Here is a 22,772-nt window from a genome sequence, read left to right on the forward strand (position 1 = left end):
AGCCCGCCGCACGCACGCGCGCGTGCCAATCATGCGGCCTTCGTCGTATGCGTACTAAGTTCGAGCCGTGGAACACAATGTAGGTTGGCCGCAACTATGCGCGGCGCGCCCTGCCGGTGACCTCCCCACCGGCAGGGCACTTTTTTGAGACGCTAAATGATTTACTGCCGTCGGCCAGTGAATAGTTGAGGGCCTCCCGCTGCGGCCCGATCTCGCAAGCGGCTTGAGGGATTGAGAACCGGCGCCGGCCGCGCGCTGCCTGAGCTCGGGCGACAATGCATGGTGGATAGGTTGAAGGTGCTGCGCTTCGAGCTGATGGTTAAGCGTGGTCTGCATGCCCGCAGCCACAGGCATCAGAAGGAGAAGCGCAGCATGAAACATTATGTCGGATTGGACGTCGCGGTAAAAGAGACAGAGGCAGCCCCAAACGAAACAAGGTCATGCGGCTCCGACCCGCGGATGAGAGATTGTCGACCGACGTTCAAGTCCCGCCTCTTGCACCCCTCTTGCACCCCAAATCCGCCGTACAAGTGCCTCGACCGCCGATCGGGTCGGCGGGCAAATTTCTACGCCAAAGGCCGTTGTCAGCAATCATGAGAGTGGCATCTCAGGCATTCTTTCGTCACTGAGCCTCCGATCGATTTGCCGTGTTCTATTTTCCTCCGGTCGGTCAGACCGCTTTTTTTTCGTTGGTAAACGGGTAATCGTGATTGATGCGGCGCGCATCCGTATGTTTCGCGGTACGCTTTTGAGAAATGCGATGCAGAGACAAAGCCGCAAGCCATCGCGATTTCAACGACCGGCAGTCGTGAGTTGATGAGTAGCAGGTGCGCACATCTAGACGAAGATCCAAATAATAGCGGCTCGGAGAACATCCCAGTTCCCGCCTAAACAGCCGCTCGATTTGACGGCGGGAAAGGCCTGCTGACCCCACTAAGTCGTATGCGGCGTCTCCGCCCCATTGATTTTTTGGTCGCAACGGTCAGGTCTGGCGCTTGCAGATGTTCCCATGAGCACGTCGGGGAGTCCCGGACGTGCTCATTGTGAGGCGCTGATCCCCTGCGCATAGGCCCAAGGCATGAGGGCTTCGATGTCTTTGGCGAGGTGGCCATTGGCGAGGCTGATGAAGAGATCGCGCAGGTAGGCGTATGGTTCAACGCGGTTCATCTTGCATGTGCCGATCAGGCTGGCGAAACGGGCCCAATTACGGCCGCCTTCATCATGGCCGGCAAAGAGAGCATTGCGGCGGTTCATGGCTGGACTTCTGATCGCGTTTTCGACGAGGTTGGAGTCGATGTCGACGCGGCCGTCGTCCAGGAACAGCTGGAAGCCGGCCTGGCGTTTCAGCATATAAACCATGGCCTCGCCGAGATCGGACTTGCGCGAGACGCGTGCGGCCTGAGCTGTCAGCCAGGTGAAGAACTCGTCCACCAGCGGGCGGGACAGGTTCTGGCGGGCAGCCCGGCGATGATCGGGATCACAACCTCGGATGCTGTCCTCGATCTTGTAGAGGGCGGCGATGCGCAACAACGCCTCGTCGACGATGGGCGAACCCTTCTTCGGCTGGGACTTGATCAGTTTTCTGCGGCCATGTGCCCAGCAGAAGGCCAGCCTCAACGGATCGCCGCCCGTGCGTTTTGGCGTGGCGAGGTGGGAATAGCCGCCATAGGCATCTACCTGGATCGTGCCGTTGAAGCCGTCGAGGATTTCTGCGGCATATTCGCCTTTACGCCCAGGCCGATAATGGAACACCACGCCCGGCGGCGCAGATCCGCTCCAGCCGCGGTCGTCGCGCAGAATAGCCCAGAGATAGCCAGTTTTCGTCTTGCCGCGCCCGGGATCCAACACCGGAGCCGTGGTCTCGTCGACATATAGTCGTGAGCTACCCTGTTTCAGGACCATGGCCATATGGTCTACCACCGGCGCGATCACAGCGCCCGTCCGGCCCAGCCAGTCGGCCAGGACAGTGCGGTCGATCGGCACTCCGTGTCGGGCCATGACCGTAGCCTGCCGGTTCAGCGGCATGTGTTCGGAATGCTTGGACACGGCGATCTGCGCCAATAGGGCTTCGGTCGGCCAGCTACCTTCCAGCAAATGCGCCGGCGCCCTGGCCTGAACCACGCCCGTGCGCCCCTTGGGGCAAGCGTATTTCGGGCGGATCGTGACGATCACCTGATAGCGCGCCGGGATAAGATCGAGCCGCTCCGTCCGGTCTTCGCCAATCCGTACCATGTTCCCGCAACCACAGGGGCAGGCAATGCTATCAGGCTCGATCACCTGTTCGACGCGCGGCAGGCTCTTGGGTAGCGCACGCGCCTTGCGTTGCCTGCGTGAAGCAGTCTTTTCGCAATTGGCTGTGCTGGCCGCGATCTTTTCCTCGACGAAGGCAATCTGGGCCTGTGTTTCGGCAATTGCCGTCTCCAGATCCTCCAGCGCCAGTTCCATCTGCGTCGGATCGAGCTTTTCCGACTTCGGCCCGAACTTCGTGCGGCGGTAGTCCTGAACCTGGCTCTCCAGCTTCTCGATCAGTTCCTTCAACTCGGTGATGAAGGCGTCCTTTTCAGCCACCACCGCCTGCTCATGCTGACGGGCCGCACGCTCGACCGACAGCTCGAACTGTACGGCCGCAAAGGCGTTCACCACCTCTGAAGGCAGGTCCGGGAATCGGCTGAGATCAATGGGCGCAGACATGCGCCTTCATAGCAAATCGAAGCAAAAAGCCCAATAAAACAACGCCAAAACCGAACAGGTGAGTCACCCTGCCGCAGTCGGCGGCGCTACCCGCTGCGCCACCACGCGTCGCCAGTCAAGACCTTCGAACGAAGGCCTACAGGAATATCCCTGTTGGTGAGTCCGACGAATCATCGGGCGAGCTGGTCCAGGTTCTCGACCCACATCATCCGCTTTACGGGCGATCCTTCCGCCTGATCCGCCGAGTGGCGCATGGAGGTGGAAACTTTCCACCGTCATATGAAGTCGAGCATCGTGATGGATCAACATTTCTGATCGCGGTGGCAGCAACGCAGAAGTATGTAGATCACGCGAATCAGACTAAATGAGCGTCGAGGCGGTTCGGGATCTTGTCGCAGTGGCGGAATGTCTCGAAGGTCATGACCATAGACCCCAAGAGCCTGTGGGCGACGCTGTCACCAGCTTTGCGGCGTCAAATCCTCGACGACGTCGCCGCGGTTCTGGCGGAGGTGTCCCGTGAGGTCAGAACTGGTCAAGCCAACCCATCTGGCGCGCAGAGCGGTTGTTTACGTCCGGCAGTCGACGCCGCACCAGGTGGTCAGCAATCAAGAGAGCCTGCGGTTGCAGTACGCGCTTCGTCAGCGCGCCCGAGAACTCGGCTGGCATGATGCCGACGTCGATGTCATCGATGCCGATCTCGGCTTGAGCGCAGCGTCTGCTGCAAAACGGAATGGCTTCAAGGAACTCGTCGGACGGGTTGGCCTCAGCGAGATCGGGTTGATCCTATCGATCGATGTGACGCGGTTGGCGCGCAACTGTTCAGATTGGTACCCGCTCCTGGATATCTGCGGCCTGCGCGGCTGCCTTATTGCCGATCGCGATGGCGTTTATGATCCCGGCAGCGCCAATGGCCGCCTGCTTCTCGGCCTGAAGGGAACGATCTCAGAGCTCGAGCTGCATACGATCCGCAGCCGTCTGACAGCTGGTCTGCTTGCCAAGGCCGAGCGCGGCGAGCTTGCCCTCATGCTGCCAGTAGGCTTGACGCGCGATCCGAGCGGGGTGGTTGTCAAAGATCCGGATCTTGCCGTTCAGGAACGGCTTGAGCTTGTGTTCCAGACATTCCTGAAGTTCCGCACCGTTGCCAAAGTTATGCGTGTGCTGAACGATCGGAGCCTGGCTTTGCCGCGCCGCGACCGGCACGGCGAGCTGCGCTGGGCGCGAGCGACGGTCTCGGCGGTGGCGGCAATCCTGAAGAATCCCGCTTATGCCGGTGCCTTCGTCTATGGACGAACCAGGTCCAGTGCCACCGCGTGCGAAGGCGGTTCGCCGGCAAAGGTGGCGCGGCCGATCGATGAATGGCGGATCGTCGTGAAGGACCGGTATCCGCCTTACATCGACTGGCCAACCTATGAGAATATCCGTGACGTCGTGCGAGACAACCGAGCCGAATACATGCGCATCAAGACGAGAGGTGCTCCCCGCAACGGCGAGCTTCTGCTGCATGGCATCGTCTGGTGCGGGCGGTGCGGCCACAAGATGTACGTTCGCTACAAAGGTGGCGGAGAGTATGTGTGCGATCATCTGCGCTCCCACACTGGCTTGCCGGCCTGCCAGCACATCCGCGCTTCACGCGTGGATGCCGCTGTGGCCGACGCATTCTTGGCGGCGCTGGCGCCTGCCGAGATTGATGCGCTGTCGCGAGCCCGCCGGGCGCAACAGCAGGTCGAAAAGGCCCTGCGCAGCAGCGCGGAACGTGAGCTTGAGCGCAAGCGCTATACTGCAGCGTTGGCCGAGCGCCAGTTCAACCGCGTCGACCCGGACAATCGTCTTGTCGCCGGCGAACTCGAGCGTCGATGGGAAGCGGCGTTGAGCGAGGTTCGCGCTGCCGAAGAAGCCCTTGCCCGGCAAGCTTCGGCCGAGCCCGTCATGCAAATGGCGCTGGGCAAAACCCTCAACAGCAAGGTCGTCACCCTTTCCGGTCGCCTGCCGCAAATCTGGGCGGACGACGCCACGACGGACGCGCATCGCAAGGCGCTGTTGCGGTGTCTGGTCGAAAAAGTCGTTCTCGATCGCGGCGAGCACGATGTTGCTGTGGCCAGAATTGTCTGGCGAGGCGGCGCGGTCACGGAACTTGAGGTCAAGATGAAGGTCAATTCCGTCGCCAAGCTCACGCGCGGTGAAGAAATGCGTGCGCGTCTGCTCGATCTCGCAATAGCCGGCATGCCTGATGATGAGATTGCCGCCGTCCTCACCCAGGAGGGGCACCGCTCGCCCAATTGCGCCGAAAAGGTCCTGCCGATCACCGTGCAGCGGATCCGGCTCGGCGCCGGGATCAGGATAACGACACAGCGCAACCGATGGACCCACAAGGCCACTTCGCTGAGCGCCACACAATTGGCCGCACGGCTGAACATCCCCGTCAATTGGATCTATGTGCAAATCAGACAGAAGCGCCTCCTGATCGACCGTCAGCCGACCGGAGCCTATCTGTTCCAAAACTCCCCTTCCGTAATCAATGCTGTCCGCGACCTCCGCAACCACACCATCCGCCACCTTGATCTGAGAATCATTCAGCCTCAACAGGAGGGGTATCAACATGTGTGATCGAACAAGGCTTCGAACTGCCCCCGCGACAGCCGCATCGTTCCATCTTGCACTTTGGGCCAGGCAAAGCTGCCCTGTTCCAGGATTTTGTAGGTCAGCACCATTCCGGTGCCATCCCATACCAGGATTTTTAGACGATCCCCGCGCTTCGATCGGAAGATCACAGTGATCCCGGAGTGCGGATCAAGCTTTAACTCGGTCTGCACCATCAATGCCAGCGCCTGATGGCCACAGCGGAAGTCCACCGGCCGCGTAGCGATCAGGATCGGTAATCGTTGGCCCGCGACGATCATGCCGTCCCGCGCATCGCGCGCACCAAGGCCGCGACCCGATCAACCGGTACATCGCCGGGAACCCTCACCACCAGGTCTGCGCCTATTTCCACCGTCACGATCCCGGAAATGATCTCAACCGGCTCCGGAACCGGCAAAGCATCGGTAGCCATCTTCGGCTCCGCCGTAATCGCAAGTGGCACAAAGGCGGGTTCGACAGGCCCGTTCTCAAAGGGCGGCACGGCCGTCATCAGTTCAGCAGGCAGCGTCAGAAGACCTTGACGCGCCTGCCGTCGCCAGTCCGAAAGCTGATGCGCAGCGAGATCATAAAGTCGCGCAACATCAACAACCCGCGCACCGGGCTGAAGGCTCTCCGCTACAATCCGCGCCTTCCGATCATTCGGCCATCGCCGGTTTCCACGACGAGGCTCGACAACTTCGCATCGCCCAACAAATCCCTCACCATCTGCCATGCCAAACTCCAGCTCTTGCCGAAAATCTTCTGGCAGAAACCTCAATGTTCACAAACACGCCGAAATCAATGGGATGTAGGCGGCGCATACACTAAGTCATCCAGTAGCAATGGCTCCGTAAGATTTGCCTCCATCTCTCCAATTACCTTGATGACCGCCTGATGGTTGAGTTGCACTCGAGAATGAAGAGGCAGACGTTAGCGGTCACCCGCGGAACGGGTCCTACACGCAATAGCTTTTTCGCACATACGATTGACTATTGTCGTCCCATGATGGTGGTCAACCAAATCCAGAAACATGTCGAAGGGGGCGTCTCCCCCGGCGCAAGTGTATAGGTCTCCGTCCTGCTCGAAGGCGGTTTGAGTGGCTACCACACCCAGGAACCGCTCAGAGAATATAGGAAATTGCTCCCAGTGAACCGCGCAACGCCGCCCTTCTGCAAGCCCCGCCCGAGCAAGCACGATCGTACCGCTACCTATCCCCACGAGGCTGCTGCGGCGGTTGCGACATTCTCGTAACCAGGCATCAAGCTGTTTGTGCGGAGCAGGAGCATTGCGGCCGCGGACGATCACGATAGCCGGTGCTGAGATCGATCTACGCATTCTTTCACGTGCGAAGGACAACGAAGAATCCGCGCAAACCAACAATCCGCAAGTCGAGGTCGCAGGTTGCCCGTCGTCCGAAATGACTTGCCAGCTATACACGTCCCGCCCAACACCTCGTTGGCGAGCCTCAGCGCTTCTACCGCCGACGAGAAGGCCTGGAGCGAAAAGGCCGGCAGGAGGTAAAAGCAAAAACTTCGGCATGTGGACTGTGAGTCTAGCATCCCTGGGTTTCCTCTCTCCTACCTGATCTCTCGTGCATCCAGCGGCCATGCCAAAACCGCGCGACCGACGTCATGGAGACCAGCGCAGCTCCGGATTTGCGACGGAACCGAACGGGACGGCAAAAGCGATGAACCGGTTTACGGAATTGCGCGGGTCGTGGCTGAACGTCGGAGACGTTCCGCGCGTGCAAATCATCTCGACCGGTGGCCTGACAGGGCAACGCATTTTTCCAGGATAATCTGCACCTCCTTGCAACGCGGCGTACTCGCGAGACCGGGTCGCCTTCGTCGCTCGCCAGCCTGAGGGTGTCCACAACAGGGCAAATGGCGAGAGCGTGAATGACTTCGCAAGGACGAACCCCATCTGTGTTGTTTTCATGGGAGTCATGGGAAAAATTGTCGCCAAGGGCCACGATTTCAATTTGTGCCCCAAGCTGTCGGCCGAAGGGCGCCGGACAGGCCTGCAGGGCCGTCGTTCTGTCGTTTCCAAAGCACCGGATGTCTGTCATTCTCCATGAACTCGCGGTCGGAAGGACGAGCTAAGTTTCCTTCGGAGATGGCTGTGTGGTGGGTACCGGGTCATTTCACCCTAACTCCATGCGCATTAGCGGATGCTGTTCGCCGTGACACGTGATCAAAGCGCACTTCCTGAGGTCGACGGGTCGGCTCCGCTCTTATATAAGCGGCCGTCGAGACGCTCCACGAGATTCACCAGCCCCAAGCTGGAGTCGGATTCGTATCCAGTCGGCGCGATCTCAAAGCCTCGGGCCTGAAGGTGTGCGCGCGCATCGGGCCAGAAGTCTGTATGCATGCGGAGCTTGCCGTCCTTCGGAAAGACACGGGGCTTCGCAAGCAAATCCGCCATATCTTCGCCCATGCCCAGGCCGAACCTTAGGAAAAGCAGGTATGTGAGCGAACCCAGAATGCGTTCGCTTCCTGCGGAACCGACGGCAAGCATAGGCCTGCCGGCAACCTCCAAAATGAGTGGCGACATCTCTGTGACATCGTGCGTTTGGCGTTCAAAGAACGAGCCTGATTTCATTGCGTAGCTGTAGCAGAGCGGTGCGCCCCACCAGGAGACCTTCGAAGCCCACCAGGAACCGAGCGAAGTTGTGAAAGATAAGAAATCGTCGCCTGAAGCCATTGAGAAGTGATTAGTGTTGCTGTGAGGGACGCAATTGACCGGTCCGAGGAAGTAGGTCGAAAGCAAGTCCTTCCACAGCGCCTCGTTGGATGCATTCAGCAATCGGATTACGCGTTCAGCCATTGCAATGGCCTCTGACGAAATATCGATGTCGACTGAAGGGTGCCCAACTTTGGGAACGAGGGTGTCGACTGCGAAAGGTATCCGATCAAGGAGGAGGATAGAGGACAAGACGTAGGCCTCCATGGCGCGCGGGAAATCGCTCAGCACGCCGCTTCGACGCAGTTCGACGGCCACCGCTGCGCCGACCAAGGTCCACGTCCCCCACGTCTCAATTGCTGCGGTCGTAAGGAGGCGCTGATGCTGCCCACCGAGGTTGAGATCGAGGGCGCGCAGAGCCGGCTGGCGGACGGGATTGTCAAGAGTTTCTTCTGGACACCACTGGCCCGGGTCTGCGCCCCGTAGCTTGCGCCAGAAATCACACTCGCTTTCGGAATTGGCCAGGACCTGAAGAAGCTTTGCGAGCTCCGGATTTCGAACGTGTTTGCGAGGCGCACCAGTTTCATCCAGATAAATTGCTTTAAGCTGTTCACTCAAAGCAGCGGAGTGTTCGCTTTGGAGAGCAATTTTCAAGTCCGCGCTGGGCGCAAAACCCTCTTGGGCGAGCGCAACGGCGGGCGCAAGCAGAGTACTGGCTGGAAGCCGCAAGCAGCCGCTACGCCGAAAATAAAACCAAGCCGCTATGTTACCCGGGACGGGCACAGTCGATCCCGGTACGCGTCGGATCGCTGTCGCGGCATTTAGACAACCGACCTCGCCAGCCACGGAAAAGACCCCCTGCATGCGGCCGAAAGGGCCGCAGTTGGCAGGATCTGTGACCCAAGCGCAAGCGAGGGCGGTGAGATACATGTCGAAGACGCTGCCGCCCTGTTTCCTGATAGCATTTGCCGCGGCGGTCGCCGACGGCACGGGCGTTGCAATCCCGAAGCCCATGCTGCTGTGGACATGAATTGGCGCTTCAGAGCCCATATAATTCTCCTGTGTCTAAGGATTCCCACGTGGCAGTCCTGGCAATGCGCCAAGGCACCAAGGCAGATTAAACCCGACGATTGGCCCTGATCGGCGGGTAACTATGGTTTTCTTGTTTCCCTCACTTATCCTCAATTCTTGGCCCCGTGGATGACACGGCGGACGGCGCCTGTGCCCGAATTATGGAGGGGTCGATAAAGCCGTTCCGACGCGCATGTCTGCCTTCCCAAATGTGCCGCTAGAATTCGTCGTCCCCATTCTTCTTTTGTGTTGATTCAATCGTTGCACAATGCAAAATATGATTCAGACGTTGCACAATGTTAGATGTGAGTCAACTGTTCCTTAGTCGCCGGAGAGATGCCACAGACCCGGATGCCGCAATGCGGCTCGCCGCGAGGTGTATTTCCGCCGACTAACGCGTGGGTGCTGTTGCGGCGCAGGCCGCTGTCGCCCGGGATCTCAGGCTCGGCGAAAATCTTGCCGAATGCCTCGCCGCATTGAACGGTGACGGTGGGCATAAATTTGCCGTCATTGGCCGCGGCATCCATACGCTCCAGCGTCTGGCGCGCTGGTCAGCTTGAGGTAGAAAATTCCACCTTAGCGCAGTGGCTGCACTTGCAAGCGCACGCGTTGAATTCTCACGGGTTCGGCGAATAGGCACTATGAATTAAATGTTGCATTTGCCAGGAAATGATCTAAATGTCTCTCTGAGAGGATACCGGTGCTCACCTGTCGTCGTGGAGATTCGCATGAGCCTTCGTCACCACACCTTCAAATCAATGTTTGCCTTTGATCTCGGTGGCGCTGCGACCACCCGACACAAGCTTGGCCATGTGGAATCGACGTACCTGCCCGTGCGCGACGGCACCAGAGTCGCATTGGATGTCGTCCGCCCGATGGGGGACAGCGCCGAAACCAAGCGCAACACTATTCTGGTGATGACCCGCTACTGGCGGGGCGTTAAAGGAGAACTGTCCAATAGGTGGGCGGACCTGTTTGTGCCGCATGGCTATAGTGTCGTTGTCGGAGATGTTCGTGGCACAGGCGCATCGTTCGGTGTGTGGCCCCATCCACGTACACGCTCTGAAACCCTGGATTTCAGCGAAGTGCTAGATTGGATCGTGGCGCAGCCCTGGTCCACGGGCCAGGTGGTCGGCTGTGGTGTGTCCTACACCGCCAATACGTCGGACTGGATGGCGGAGCGAAATCATCCGGCCCTGAAGGGCATCATCCCGCGGTATGCCGACTACGATCCCTATGAAGATGAATTCTTCCCCGGCGGTGTCCCAAACGCGTCTTTCGGGCAAGGATGGAGCGACGCCAACAAAGCTCTCGACCATAACGTACGGAGCGTGGATTCCACGTACGTCACCATGGGCTTCGTCTACGATGCCGAGCGCGCACCGGGCGTGCGTCCGGTCGGCCTGGACGGCGAGGCGGACCTTAACGCGGCCGTCCGTCAACACGAAACAGTGCCATCCCTGTGGGAGGGTTTCAAGCACATGACATTCAAGGACGATCGTCCCGAAAGTTGGGCGGGAGACTCCATGCTCGACTGGAGTATTATGGAGGTAGCCGACCGAGTCTCTCGTTCGGGCACGCCGATCCAAAACTGGGCGAGCTGGTTCGACGGCGGTACGGCGCAGGGGGCCATTCGCCGGTTCATGCAACAGTCCAATCCAATGAACGTGATCATCGGCCCTTGGAGCCATGGTTCGGCCATGGCCCGGGACCCTCTACGGGAAGTGGGTGCGGCGACGGCGCAGCCGACGCTGGAGGCAATTGACGTTCATTTCGCGGAATTATGCTTCAACGGCGAGGCTGCCCGCGAGCATGGGAAGCTCCTCCACTACTACACCCTCGGCGAGGGCGCTTGGAAATCGACACGCTCCTGGCCGCCCCCCGCAGCCCGTCATCGCTGGTATTTGGGGAGTGGGTCCCGCCTGAGCTCATCACCCGACGAGATCGGGTTCGACCCGCTTCAGGTCGACCCTGAGGCGGGGGATCCAACCCCAACGCGGTGGGATTTCGCACCGACCGTGAATCTTGCGCGAGATCATCGAGGGTTGGATGCCGCTAGCCTCGCCTACACCAGCGAGCCGCTCACACGCGACCTCGAGATCACCGGCCATCCTGTTGTCCACCTGAACATTATCTCGACTCGCGAGGACGGGAGCTTTTTTGTCTACCTGGAAGCCGTAAGGCCGGACGGGGTGTCTTGTTATCTCACGGAAGGCCAGCTGCGCGCCCTGCACCGGAAGGTGTGGACCGAGTCACCATTCAGCGAGCTTGGGCCGCAGCATAGCTACCTAAAGCGCGACGCCGAACCGCTCACGCCGGGCAAGGCCACGGTCCTGGCGTTCACCTTGCACCCGATCTCCGCACGTCTCCCGGCAGGTTACCGCCTGAGGGTGGTTCTCTCCGGCAGCGACCACCCCACATTCACCAATGTGCCCACGGACGGGCCGCCGCCCTTCCTCAAATTTCATCGCGGTACGACCGGCTGCTATATCGACCTGCCGATCATCGGCTCGTGAGCATAGGAGATAATCGGTTTGGTACCTATGCTTCCGCGGTTTGGAAATGCTGCGCTTCGAGTTGATGATAGAATGCGGTCCGAGTGATCAGCCAAAAGCATCAGTAACGAAGCGCAGCACAAACCATTATGCCGGTCGCGATCGTTCGATGAATTAGACGTCCGTTTGTATTATCGACGAGAACGGAAGAGGCTGCCGTGGGTGCAGGGTGGTCAGTCATCCGGACGATCGGACCATTGCCGACTGCGGCGTCATGGCCCGCTGCCGCTTCATCCTCCACAAGCCAATGAACAGCCGCATCTTCAGAATCTTGATCGACACTCACCACCGACAATTTGCGACAGGCCCGCGAGAATTACATCCCAGCAGTCCGTCGGCATCTCTTCTCGCTTGCCGCCGCCCTGCGTACGAATTCTGATCAGATAGTTCCCTGCACACATGCAAGGAAACCCATGCCGAGGAGAGCGCTCAACGCCCCGCGGAAAAGTTCGACTGCGACCAAAGACCAATGACCTTAAGCGGCTTGATCACGCCACGGCGCCACCGATCCGCCTGGGACCGTGCCAAGAGGCTCGTCCGGGTTAATTGCCGAGAGCTGGCTGGCTAAAGCGTTTAATTCGGCCTCGCATTATCGGTCGCTCCCTTTGTGGGACAAATGTAGCATCATTTGCGAACAGAAACATGTGTTGCAATTCGCGGCAAACTCTGCAAATAATCGCGAGAGGATGCCAAAGTCAGGTTGTCCTAAGATAGCCGAGATCAAAATGACCAAAATTCTCCACCGTTCGATCGGTGCAAAATTACCCTGCGCCGTAGCCGGAGACGGTATCTACATCACGGACAGCGAAGGCCGCAGATACATCGACGGATCGGGTGGGGCAGCTGTCAGTTGTCTTGGCCACAATCACCCAGAAGTGCTGGATGCGATGAGGGCGCAGATGGGACGTATCAGTTATGCTCATACATCGTTCTTCACGACCGATGTTGCTGAGCAGCTTGCCGAGCAACTCATCAAGCTAGCACCGGCTGGCCTCGATTACGTCTACTTGGTTTCGGGCGGCTCTGAAGCCGTCGAAGCGGCCCTCAAAATGGCCCGTCAGTATTTCGTGGAAATAGGTGAACCTCAACGGCGCCATATCATCGCACGCCGACAGAGTTATCACGGAAACACAATTGGTGCGCTAGCGACTGGAGGTAACGAATGGCGTCGCGCGCAGTTCAAGCCAATACTGCCTGAAACCCATCATGTTTCGCCTTGCTATGCTTATCGTGGCATGCAACTGGACGAAACACCAGAGTCTTACGCTGAGCGGCTCGCCAACGAACTTGAGGCGAAGGTTCTCGAACTGGGGGCTGATACGGTCATGGCGTTCGTTGCTGAGCCGTTGGTCGGCGCCACGCTCGGAGCTGTACCGCCCGTGGCAGATTACTTCAAGCGAGTGCGTCATGTTTGTAACAAATACGGACTTTTGCTTATACTCGACGAGGTGATGTGCGGAATGGGCCGCACTGGAACGATATTCGCAACGGACCAGGAAGGAATCGTTCCCGATCTGCTGACGCTCGCGAAGGGGTTGGGTGGCGGTTTTCAGCCAATCGGGGCAGTTCTCCTTTCTGAAAAAATCTACCGAGCCTTTGCCGAAGGTTCAGGTCTTTTCCAGCACGGTCACACCTACATTGGTCATCCAATTGCTGCGGCGGCTGCCAGCAAGGTGGTCGAAATTCTCACGCGCCCCGAGATGATGGACAACGTCATCGAGATGGGCGATCGCCTCCGGGCCGGACTTGATGCGGCACTTGGGCAATCCGCGTACATCGGCGATGTTCGGGGTCGCGGCCTGTTTCGCGGGGTGGAAATTGTGGTGAACAAAGACACCAAACAGCCTTTCGATCCAGCTCTAAAAATTCACTCCAAGATCAAGAAGGAAGCCATGCAACGTGGGCTGTTATGCTATCCGATGGGAGGCACCATCGATGGCGTGCACGGTGACCACGTCTTGCTAGCTCCTCCTTACATCATTCAGCCCGAACAGATCGACATGATTGTCGAACGGCTCGCGGCGGCTATTAAGGCCGCTGTCGTCAGCTGAGGGGTGTAGGAATGACTTTAGCATCGAATCCGACCCCTCCATGCCCGCCCATAAAGGACGAGCACTGGCCCGCGGAGATTGCGGATCTCAGGACCGGCTTCGCCGGTGCGCTAAACGTCTATCGTACCATGGCGCACCATCCGTCACTGCTAAGGGCATGGGTTCCTTTACGCCAGCATGTTGTCAATTGCAGCGCTCTAGGCGCCGTCCGGTCGGAACTCGTAATCCTGCGGGCGGCCCATCGAATGGGTTCCGCCTATGAATGGACCCATCATGTGAGCCGAGCCCGTGGCCTCGGAATTTCCGAGGCGCGAATTCAGGCCATGAGAACCCTGCCGGATGGGGAAGATGCGCTAATCGTGCGAGCAGTGGATGAGCTTTTCGACGAGAAATGCCTCAGTCTTGAGATCGAAAGCGCCCTATCCTCCGAAATGGGGACGCAGGCAATCTTCGATCTGATGGCAACAGTTGGGTTCTACTCAGTGCTGGGCTTTATCCTAAAGACCTATGACACTCCTATCGACGAAGCGGTCGCGCAAGAATTGTCAGCGCGGCCAATCTAGCTTAACTGTCTCGCGTAGATTGATGCTCCGCGGTGGCCAGCAGGTGTCCCCGGCAAAGCTGGGCTTCAAAGATGTGAGCCGGTGAAAGCCGTTGAGTGGCGACGTACGATCCGCCTGCCAAGCACCGTTCAATGTACGGCCGAACTGCCCGCGGTACTCTTGTTCCGAGTTGCTGTTTCATTGCAGATGGCTTCCTTGTCTCGGCACACCGCCTTAAAGTAGCCGAGCGCCCAAAAGAGCTCTCCGGTAACAACTTCCTTCTTCTCGCCCTAAAGATGGATGGCGCCCCCCGAGCCGCCGATCACCTGGAGATTCTGTCGGGCTGCCACCATCGCCCCGAAGTGAGCGCACACAGACGTCACTTCCTGCCGAACAGGTTTACCACTGTAGGCGCCGCACTAAAAAAACTATCGTTTTTTTTGCGCAACCCAGTAGACCTGATTTTCACGGCGAAGATCTTCGTAAGACTTGATCCGCGCTTTGGCCGTTTCACCTCCCCGAGCAACGAGCAAAGAAATGAGAATGTCGAGCACCGCTGTTGCGCCAGCGTAGCAGCCGAAATGGTGGGTCGACAAAACAGAAACTATGATTGTCTCGTCGGCTTTGAAATCTGGGGACACCAGTTCGCTGTCAGAAAGCAGAATTAATTTCATGCCCTTGCGTCTCGCAAATTTGCAAGCGTCGATTGTTTCTCGAGAGTAGGGGTTAAAGGTGATCGCCATCATAACATCGCCTGGACTGGCGGAATGTAATTCATCGATCGCGCTATTCATATGACGCGGCACCAATTGCAAAGTCGGCAAAGCCATGCGGCCAACGTAGTGGAAGTAGTAGGCCATGGCGTAGCTCGCTCTGACGGCAGTCAGGTAGACCACCCTCGCATCCAGAAGCATTGTGACCACTCGTTGCAATTGGTCGGGTGCCTGAAGTTCGAGAGACCGCTGAACAATTGCCAGGACGTTTGTCGAGGCGTTGGCTTGAACCTGTCCCAGTTCCCCGCCATCCCTCAAACGTTTAATCCACTCAGGATGATCGAGCACGGCGGAGGCTGAGACTAGCGCGTGCCTAAATGGCTCGCGCAACTCGTCATAGCCCTCGAACCCGAGCCGTTGAGCCAATCGCACGAGTGTATACGTGCTGACGCCAACTTTTCGTGCGGTTTCCCGAATCGGATCGAGACCAAAATCCGACGGATGATCGACGATGTACTTCGCAACAGTTCGTAACCTACCTGGGAAGCTCCCAAGCCTCTCCTTGAGATCGGCTATGACACGGTTTTTTTGGGTCGGGTCCAAATCCCCATCCAACGTCAAAACATTTGTTATTTTTTGGGCATGTTTACCAAATCCGTTTTTTTGTGCAAGGTCATGCCACCGAAATTGTGCGCTCACGCTCAACTGCATTCAGCATCAGGATAAGACATTGGCCAATCCGCTGCCTTCTCACGCTTCTGTCATCGTCATTGGTGGTGGGATCATGGGCTGCTCAACTCTGTATCACCTTGCAAAGATGGGCGTTACAGACGCAGTCCTGCTCGAGCGCAACGCGTTGACATCTGGCACGACGTGGCATTCTGCAGCACAAGTCAGGGCTTTGCGGCATTCTCGGAATTTGACACGAATGATTCAATATTCGGTCGAACTCTATTCGCAGCTGGAGAAGGAGACGGGCCAGTCCGTAGGTTGGATACAGAAAGGATCTTTGTCTATCGCGACAAGCCCCGACCGACTAACCCATATTCGTCGGCAAGAAGCACTGGCACATGCTTATGGAATCAATGCGCGGTCAATCTCTGCTGAGGAGGCGAAGGAGCGGTGGCCGCTCATGAATGCTAACGATGTTCTTGGTGCCGTTTGGTCGCCTGAAGATGGGCGCGTGTCTCCGTCGGATGTATGTGCCGCTTTGGCGAAGGCAGCAAAACGTCTTGGTGCCAAGCTCTTCGAACGTACCGGCGTCAACGGTATTTTGACGGAAAATGGTCGCGTGCGTGGTGTCGAAACCGCCCAAGGTACGATCATGTGTGACGCGATCGCCCTTTGTACTGGTCTCTGGTCCCGTGAAGTGGCGGCTATGGCAGGCGCCGAGGTGCCCGCTCTTGCTTGCGAACATTTCTACTTACTGACCAAGCCAATCGACGGGATTGTAGGAAACACGCCGACACTCTCCGATCACGACAGTCACCTGTACATCCGTGATGATTCGGGTGGGCTATTGGTCGGATGCTTCGAGCCCAGGGGCAAGCCAATTGCGCCGGGCGTACTGAATGAAAGCTTTGAATTCGGACTCTTGCCTGAGGACTGGGATCACTTCGAGCCGATGATGATGAATGCTCTGCACCGCTTACCTGCGCTAGAAAGCGCAGAGGTAAAGATGCTGTTGAATGGACCGGAGAGTTTCACTCCAGACGGCACTTTTATGCTCGGCGAAACGGCGGAGACCCGAGGGCTCTTTCTTGGATGCGGCATGAACTCCGTGGGCATCGCTTCCGGCGGCGGCGCAGGAATGAACCTTGCTCACTGCATTGTGCATGGGCATACAGCATATGACCTAACCGAAGCCGACGCTAAGCGCTTCGCACCGGTTTTCAACAACATTGAACACTTGATGGCACGGGCGCCAGAAATCCTCGGAACGCATTATGACATTGCCTATCCTGGGAAGCAGTTGAAAACCGCTCGGGATCTGCGAACGCTCCCTCTAGACAGGGAATACCGCGAGTCCAAGGCGCACATGGGCCAATTCTTTGGCTGGGAGCGGCCCCTTTACTTTGGCAAGCGGGAAGAACCCGTTCTGCGTTTCGATCGACCGGACTGGTTTGAAAACGTCCGTGCAGAAGTCATGGCTGCACATGAGCGGGCTGCGGTTTTTGACGCTTCGCCATTCGGCAAAATTGACGTCCAGGGCCCAGATGCCGAGAGTTTCCTTTTGCACGTCTGTGCGGGTCACCTCGCTCGCGCTCCAGGGTCGGTGATCTATACGGCCATGCTTAACGAGCGCGGTACCTTTGAGTCAGACCTTACCGCCCAGCGCCTCGCTGAGGATCATTATCGATTAGTCGTCGGCACAACCGCAATCAAACGCGATCTCGCATGGCTTCACCGGCACTCTCATGGCTATGATGTCACATTGACAGATGTCACCGAGGCCTATGCGGTGCTTGGACTGATGGGACCGGACTCGGCCAGGATTGTCAGCGAATGCGGTGCCCAAGCACTCAACGAAGTCGCTTATTTTAAGCATGGTACTGCGCAACTAATTGGAAAGCCCGTGCGAGGCGCGCGCATCTCTTATGTAGGAGAGGCGGGATGGGAAATGACGTGCCGACGAGAAGATGCGCCCGAAATCTATGCGGCGTTGGTGGCGGCAGGTGCTCGACCAGCCGGAATGTTTGCCCAAACGTCGATGCGTATCGAGAAGGGTTTTTGTGCGATGGGTCACGAACTGGATGGCGACGTCAGCCCGATCGCTGCTGGTCTCGACTTCGCGGTCAGAAAAAGCGGTGGGTTTATCGGAGCAGAAGCATTGGAAGCTGGGCGCACGCGTCGAGACCTTTCGCACATCATCTCCCTTTCGCTTGATGACGAAACTGCTGTTCCTTTGGGGCATGAGCCGATCTACTTCAATGGCCGTATTGTAGGGCAAACCTCCTCTTGCGCTTTCGGTTTCCGCGTTGGCAAACCCGTAGGTCTTGGACACACTCGTGAGCAGCTAGGGAATGGCGAACGCGTTCAAATTGATATAGCCCGGCAAATGCACGATGCCACAGTTACGATCGGCCCGCTCTTCGATCCTCAGAGCTTGCGGATGAAACACTGACGGCTGCAAAGCCATGCCCATGAGCGAAACGGCAAATTGGGGGCACGAACCACAGCAAAACTTGGCTGCAACATTCGACCCCAGCTGCTCCTCATCCAAAGGAAAAACTTTCCATGAAAGTTCTGGTTCCCGTTAAACGGGTGGTTGACTACAACGTGAAGATCCGGGTTAAACCGGATGGAACTGGCGTTGAGCTCGCCAACGTCAAGATGTCGATGAACCCTTTCGACGAAATCTCGGTCGAAGAGGCGCTGCGCCTGAAGGAGGCCGGCAAGGCCGAAGAAGTGGTGGTCGTGTCGATCGGACCTGCCAAGGCCGAGGAGACCCTGCGGACCGCGCTCGCCATGGGGGCCGACCGGGCGATCCTAGTCGAGACCGACGATGCCGTCGAGCCACTGGCGGTTGCCAAGATCCTCAAGGGCGTGGCGCAAGCCGAACAGCCGGGTCTCATCATCGTCGGCAAGCAGGCGATCGACGACGACTCGAACCAGACTGGCCAGATGCTGGCGGCATTGCTGGGAACAGCGCAGGCGACCTTTGCCTCTAAGATCGAAATCGGCGACGGCAAGGCGCAGGTGACCCGCGAGGTTGACGGCGGCCTGCAGACGATCGACGTCAAGCTGCCGGCCGTGGTGACGACCGATCTTCGCCTCAACCAGCCGCGCTATGCCTCGCTGCCCAACATCATGAAGGCGAAGAAGAAGCCGCTTGACAAGAAGAACCCGGCCGATTTCGTCGTTTCGACCGAGCCGCGGCTGAAGGTCCTGATGACGGAAGAGCCATCCGGCCGCAAGGCGGGCGTCAAGGTGGGCTCGGTCGCCGAGCTCGTCGGAAAGCTCAAGACCGAAGCCGGCATCCCTGTAACCCAGTCCGAATGAGGAGTTAGACATCATGGCCATTCTTCTTCTGGCTGATCATGACAATGCCCACCTCTCCGACCAGACTGCCAAGGCGCTGACGGCAGCAACCAAGATCGGCGGCGACGTTCATGTGCTGGTCGCCGGCGCTGGCGTCAAGGCTGCAGCACAGCAAGCAGCAAAACTGGCCGGCGTCTCGAAGGTGCTGGTTGCCGAGGATTCAAGCCTTGCCAACAATCTGGCAGAACCGCTGGCGGCACTGATCGTTTCGCTGGCCGGTTCCTACGACACCATTATCGGAGCTGCCACCTCGGTCGGCAAGAACGTCATGCCGCGTGTGGCCGCGCTTCTCGATGTCGCCCAGGTTTCGGAAATCATCGAGGTGGTTTCACCAGACACCTTCAAGCGGCCGATCTATGCCGGCAATGCCATCCAGACAGTACAGGCGACCGACGCCAAGAAGGTCATCACCGTACGCACCGCCTCTTTTTCCCAAGCCTCCCAAGGCCCACTTGCTGCCGTCGAATTGATCTCGACGGCAGCTCTTTCTTCTAACCTTTCCGTTTTTGTTTCCGACGCGCTGTCGGCTTCCGACCGTCCGGAATTGACCTCGGCTAAGATCATCATCTCGGGCGGGCGTGCACTCGGTTCGGCGGAGAAGTTCAAGGAAGTCATCCTGCCGGTTGCCGACAAACTCGGCGCTGCCGTTGGCGCAAGCCGTGCGGCCGTCGATGCCGGTTATGCGCCGAACGACTGGCAGGTCGGTCAGACGGGCAAGGTGGTCGCCCCGCAGCTCTATATCGCCTGCGGTATCTCGGGTGCGATCCAGCACCTCGCCGGGATGAAGGATAGCAAGCTTATCGTCGCCATCAACAAGGACGAAGAGGCGCCGATCTTCCAGGTCGCCGACTATGGCCTTGTCGCCGATCTCTTCGAGGCACTACCGGAACTTGAAAAGGCGCTGTGACCGCACAGCGGTAATCCGTGGATTTGTTATGACAACATATGTTCTTACAGTGACGTGCAAGTCGACGCGCGGGATTGTGGCGGCGGTATCGAACTATCTCGCCGAACAGGGCTGCAACATCGTCGATTCCAGCCAGTTCGACGATCTCGATACCGGCATGTTCTTCATGCGTATCTCTTTCATGTCCGAAGAGCGCGTGGTCGAGGCGGCACTTGTGGAGGGCTTCAAGCCGGTCGCCGGCAAATTTGCGATGGTTGTCGAGATCCACGACAGCAAGAAGCGCATGAAGGTGCTTTTGATGGTCTCGCGCTTCGGCCATTGTCTCAACGACCTGCTCTACCGCTGGAAGATCGGCGCACTGCCGATCGATATCGTCGGCGTCGTCTCCAACCATTTCGAATACCAGAAGGTCGTGGTGAACCACGACATTCCCTTCCACCACATCAAGGTGAGCAAGGAGAACAAGCTGCAGGCTGAAGCCCAGATCCTCGACCTCGTCGAGCAGACCGGCACCGAATTGGTCGTGCTTGCCCGCTACATGCAGGTTCTTTCCGATGCCATGTGCAAGAAGATGTCGGGCCGCATCATCAACATCCACCACTCGTTCCTACCCTCGTTCAAGGGCGCCAACCCGTACAAGCAGGCCTATGAGCGCGGCGTGAAGCTGATCGGGGCGACGGCGCACTACGTCACCGCCGACCTCGACGAAGGTCCGATCATCGAGCAGGAGACCGCCCGCATCACGCATGCACAGTCGGCCGAAGACTATGTCTCGATCGGCCGCGATGTTGAGAGCCAGGTGCTGGCGCGGGCCATCCACGCCCATATCCACTGCCGCACCTTCCTCAACGGCAACCGTACCATCGTCTTCCCGGCAAGCCCCGGGAGCTACGCCTCGGAGAGAATGGGGTGAGACAGCGATCCTTGATCGAGCGGATATCGACCCGCCGTCCGTACTGCTGTGAAAAGCATAGTCGTCTCCTCTTGTAAGAGACGAACGCAAGAAACCGGCAGGGCGCACGGTCATGTCGCTGATAACTGGACAAGCCACTCACCTGGCACGTTAAACGCAAATGTACCAAGTCAGACTTGCCACGGTGCGATCGAAGCAGAGCTATCGGCAAAAAGATCACGGGAGATGCGTGTTGTGTTGGACCGTCACCAGACCTGAACCATGAGGAGACGATGAATAAGATTTACGAAAACGCGAATGCGGCGCTTGAGGGCGTATTATTCGACGGCATGTTCATCGCCGCGGGAGGCTTTGGCTTGTGCGGCATACCGCAGCTGTTGATTGAAGCGATTCGTGCGGCCGGCACCCGGGACCTGACTATCGCATCGAACAATTGTGGAGTTGATGACTTCGGCCTTGGCGTGCTCCTACAGACGAGACAGATCAGAAAGATGATTTCGTCTTACGTCGGCGAGAATGCAGAATTTACGCGGCAGTATCTCAGCGGGGAATTGGAGCTTGAATTCAATCCGCAGGGCACGCTCGCCGAGCGCATGCGGGCAGGGGGCGCGGGGATCGCCGGTTTCTACACCAAAACCGGCGTAGGCACTGTTATTGCAAGTGGCAAAGAACTGAAGGTCTTTGACGACCAAGTATATGTGCTCGAGACCGGCATCGTGGCGGATCTTTCCATCGTGAAGGCCTGGAAGGCGGACACATCGGGCAATCTCGTCTTCCGCAAGACTGCCCGCAACTTCAATCCGCCGGCCGCCACCTGCGGCAAGATCTGCGTGGCAGAGGTCGAGGAAATCCTGCCTGCCGGCAGCCTCGATCCCGATCAAATCCATCTGCCGGGGATCTATGTGCACCGGCTCATTCAGGGTCAGCACGAAAAACGCATCGAACAGCGCACGACGCGCGCGGCGGCTTGAGGGCAGGGGGAGACAAGATGGCCTGGGACAGGAACCAGATGGCAGCACGGGCTGCCCGCGAACTTCAAGACGGCACCTACGTCAATCTCGGCATCGGTATTCCAACACTGGTGGCCAATTACATTCCCGATGGTTTGCACGTGACGCTGCAGTCGGAAAACGGCCTGCTCGGCATTGGCCCGTTTCCGACCGAAGACAAGATTGACGCCGACCTGATCAACGCCGGCAAGCAGACGGTGACGGCGCTGCCGCACTCGGCCTTCTTCGATTCTGCTCAAAGCTTTGCGATGATCCGCGGCGGCAAAATCGCTATGGCAATCCTTGGCGCGATGGAAGTCGCCGAGAACGGTGACCTCGCCAACTGGATGATCCCCGGCAAGCTGGTCAAGGGTATGGGTGGGGCAATGGACCTGGTCGCCGGCGTCAAACGCCTCGTCATCGTCATGGACCACACCAACAAGGCAGGCGAGTCGAAAGTGCTGAAGGCCTGCACGCTGCCGCTGACCGGAAAGGGAGTCGTCAACCGGATCATCACAAACCTTGGTGTTCTCGACGTCGTCGACGGGGGGCTCAAGCTTGTGGAACTTGCCGATGGCGTGACTGACAGCGTGCTGCGCTCAGCAACCGAAGCCACGATCGTCAACTGACCCGGCCCATTTTTTGAGTCGAGGTAGAAACCTTGTCGGATCCAACCATCAACGGAGCAGCCGTCATGAGTACATCATCCATCGTCGTCGCCAGCGCCGCGCGCACGGCCGTCGGCTCCTTCAACGGCGCGTTTGCCGCAACGCCGGCGCATGAGCTCGGCGCCGCCGTCATCAAGGAACTTTTGTCGCGAGCAGGTGTCGAAGCCGCAGAGGTCGACGAGGTCATCCTCGGCCAGGTACTGACCGCGGCCCAGGGACAGAACCCGGCCCGCCAGGCCTCGATCAATGCCGGCCTGCCCAAGGAGACCACCGCCTGGGGCCTCAATCAGGTTTGCGGCTCGGGCCTGCGCGCCATTGCGCTCGGCATGCAGC

At 58.4% G+C, this 22,772-nt stretch carries 17 protein-coding genes and 3 pseudogenes; 11 read left to right on the forward strand and 9 right to left on the reverse strand.

Translation table 11 applies throughout. The features are described from left to right. Positions 1 to 584: 584 nt before the first annotated feature. Both EOB59_RS27045 and EOB59_RS27050 read right to left on the reverse strand, forming a co-directional pair. Positions 585 to 940, reverse strand: a pseudogene (locus EOB59_RS27045) (helix-turn-helix domain-containing protein); the annotation flags it as partial. A gap of 98 nt (positions 941 to 1,038) precedes the next feature. Beyond that, the gene (locus tag EOB59_RS27050; protein WP_128289626.1) at positions 1,039 to 2,691 is read right to left on the reverse strand and encodes an IS66 family transposase; all 1,653 of its coding nucleotides are present in this window, start codon (positions 2,689 to 2,691) and stop codon (positions 1,039 to 1,041) included. 516 nt (positions 2,692 to 3,207) lie between these two features. On the opposite strand from EOB59_RS27050, the gene EOB59_RS27055 reads away from it, so the two are divergent. Then, positions 3,208 to 5,295: a recombinase family protein gene (locus EOB59_RS27055; protein WP_128289627.1), complete on the forward strand. Its 2,088-nt coding sequence runs from the start codon at positions 3,208 to 3,210 to the stop codon at positions 5,293 to 5,295. On the opposite strand, the gene tnpB is transcribed toward EOB59_RS27055, so the two are convergent. The 6 genes and pseudogenes from tnpB to EOB59_RS27085 form a co-directional block, all read right to left on the reverse strand. Further along, the gene (tnpB, locus tag EOB59_RS27060; protein WP_128289628.1) at positions 5,283 to 5,588 is read right to left on the reverse strand and encodes an IS66 family insertion sequence element accessory protein TnpB; all 306 of its coding nucleotides are present in this window, start codon (positions 5,586 to 5,588) and stop codon (positions 5,283 to 5,285) included. The two genes, EOB59_RS27055 and tnpB, sit on opposite strands and share 13 nt — an antisense overlap. Then, on the reverse strand, positions 5,585 to 6,040 hold the full coding sequence (locus EOB59_RS27065; protein WP_128289629.1) for a transposase: 456 nt from the start codon (positions 6,038 to 6,040) through the stop codon (positions 5,585 to 5,587). The genes tnpB and EOB59_RS27065 overlap by 4 nt, the downstream gene beginning before the upstream one ends. A 197-nt stretch (positions 6,041 to 6,237) precedes the next feature. Next, positions 6,238 to 6,915, reverse strand: coding sequence for an AraC family transcriptional regulator (locus tag EOB59_RS27070; protein ID WP_348639540.1), 678 nt, complete (start codon positions 6,913 to 6,915; stop codon positions 6,238 to 6,240). A gap of 39 nt (positions 6,916 to 6,954) precedes the next feature. Continuing rightward, positions 6,955 to 7,118, reverse strand: a pseudogene (locus EOB59_RS36740) (branched-chain amino acid transferase); the annotation flags it as partial. Positions 7,119 to 7,500: 382 nt separating this feature from the next. Then, a complete protein-coding gene (locus EOB59_RS27080; RefSeq protein WP_128289630.1) occupies positions 7,501 to 9,039 on the reverse strand; it encodes a gamma-glutamyltransferase in 1,539 nt (512 codons plus the stop codon). Between the two features lie 320 nt (positions 9,040 to 9,359). Further along, positions 9,360 to 9,587 (reverse strand): hypothetical protein, encoded by a 228-nt coding sequence (locus EOB59_RS27085; protein ID WP_128289631.1) that lies wholly within the window; start codon positions 9,585 to 9,587, stop codon positions 9,360 to 9,362. A 201-nt stretch (positions 9,588 to 9,788) separates the two neighbouring features. Between EOB59_RS27085 and EOB59_RS27090 the strand changes: the two genes are divergently transcribed. The 3 genes from EOB59_RS27090 to EOB59_RS27100 all read left to right on the forward strand — a co-directional run bounded on the left by EOB59_RS27090 (position 9,789) and on the right by EOB59_RS27100 (position 14,229). Next, positions 9,789 to 11,576 carry a CocE/NonD family hydrolase gene (locus tag EOB59_RS27090; RefSeq protein WP_128289632.1) on the forward strand — a complete coding sequence of 596 codons (1,788 nt, stop codon included), beginning with the start codon at positions 9,789 to 9,791 and terminating at the stop codon, positions 11,574 to 11,576. A 764-nt stretch (positions 11,577 to 12,340) separates the two neighbouring features. Then, complete coding sequence (locus EOB59_RS27095) at positions 12,341 to 13,666, forward strand: aspartate aminotransferase family protein (RefSeq protein WP_128289633.1); 1,326 nt, start codon at positions 12,341 to 12,343, stop codon at positions 13,664 to 13,666. A gap of 128 nt (positions 13,667 to 13,794) precedes the next feature. Then, a complete protein-coding gene (locus EOB59_RS27100) occupies positions 13,795 to 14,229 on the forward strand; it encodes a carboxymuconolactone decarboxylase family protein (RefSeq protein ID WP_245486776.1) in 435 nt (144 codons plus the stop codon). Between the two features lie 407 nt (positions 14,230 to 14,636). Here the strand turns inward: EOB59_RS27100 and EOB59_RS27105 are convergent, their stop codons facing one another. Then, positions 14,637 to 15,620, reverse strand: a complete 984-nt coding sequence (locus tag EOB59_RS27105; RefSeq protein WP_206622073.1) for a MurR/RpiR family transcriptional regulator — start codon at positions 15,618 to 15,620, stop codon at positions 14,637 to 14,639. Positions 15,621 to 15,651: 31 nt separating this feature from the next. On the opposite strand from EOB59_RS27105, the gene EOB59_RS27110 reads away from it, so the two are divergent. The 7 genes and pseudogenes from EOB59_RS27110 to EOB59_RS27140 all read left to right on the forward strand — a co-directional run. Next, positions 15,652 to 18,045: an FAD-dependent oxidoreductase gene (locus EOB59_RS27110; protein ID WP_128289635.1), complete on the forward strand. Its 2,394-nt coding sequence runs from the start codon at positions 15,652 to 15,654 to the stop codon at positions 18,043 to 18,045. A 113-nt stretch (positions 18,046 to 18,158) separates the two neighbouring features. Next, positions 18,159 to 18,923: an electron transfer flavoprotein subunit beta/FixA family protein gene (locus EOB59_RS27115; protein ID WP_128289636.1), complete on the forward strand. Its 765-nt coding sequence runs from the start codon at positions 18,159 to 18,161 to the stop codon at positions 18,921 to 18,923. A 13-nt stretch (positions 18,924 to 18,936) separates the two neighbouring features. Further along, the gene (locus EOB59_RS27120; RefSeq protein ID WP_128289637.1) at positions 18,937 to 19,869 is read left to right on the forward strand and encodes an electron transfer flavoprotein subunit alpha/FixB family protein; all 933 of its coding nucleotides are present in this window, start codon (positions 18,937 to 18,939) and stop codon (positions 19,867 to 19,869) included. Positions 19,870 to 19,897: 28 nt separating this feature from the next. Further along, positions 19,898 to 20,782, forward strand: a complete 885-nt coding sequence (gene purU, locus EOB59_RS27125) for a formyltetrahydrofolate deformylase (protein WP_128289638.1) — start codon at positions 19,898 to 19,900, stop codon at positions 20,780 to 20,782. 272 nt (positions 20,783 to 21,054) lie between these two features. Continuing rightward, on the forward strand, positions 21,055 to 21,753 hold the full coding sequence (locus tag EOB59_RS27130; RefSeq protein ID WP_128289639.1) for a CoA transferase subunit A: 699 nt from the start codon (positions 21,055 to 21,057) through the stop codon (positions 21,751 to 21,753). A 17-nt stretch (positions 21,754 to 21,770) separates the two neighbouring features. Further along, positions 21,771 to 22,400: a CoA transferase subunit B gene (locus EOB59_RS27135; protein WP_128289640.1), complete on the forward strand. Its 630-nt coding sequence runs from the start codon at positions 21,771 to 21,773 to the stop codon at positions 22,398 to 22,400. Positions 22,401 to 22,465: 65 nt separating this feature from the next. Further along, positions 22,466 to 22,772, forward strand: a pseudogene (locus tag EOB59_RS27140) (acetyl-CoA C-acetyltransferase); the annotation flags it as partial.

It is taken from the genome of Mesorhizobium sp. M7A.F.Ca.MR.176.00.0.0 (genome assembly GCF_004023165.1).
Taxonomy (GTDB): domain Bacteria; phylum Pseudomonadota; class Alphaproteobacteria; order Rhizobiales; family Rhizobiaceae; genus Mesorhizobium.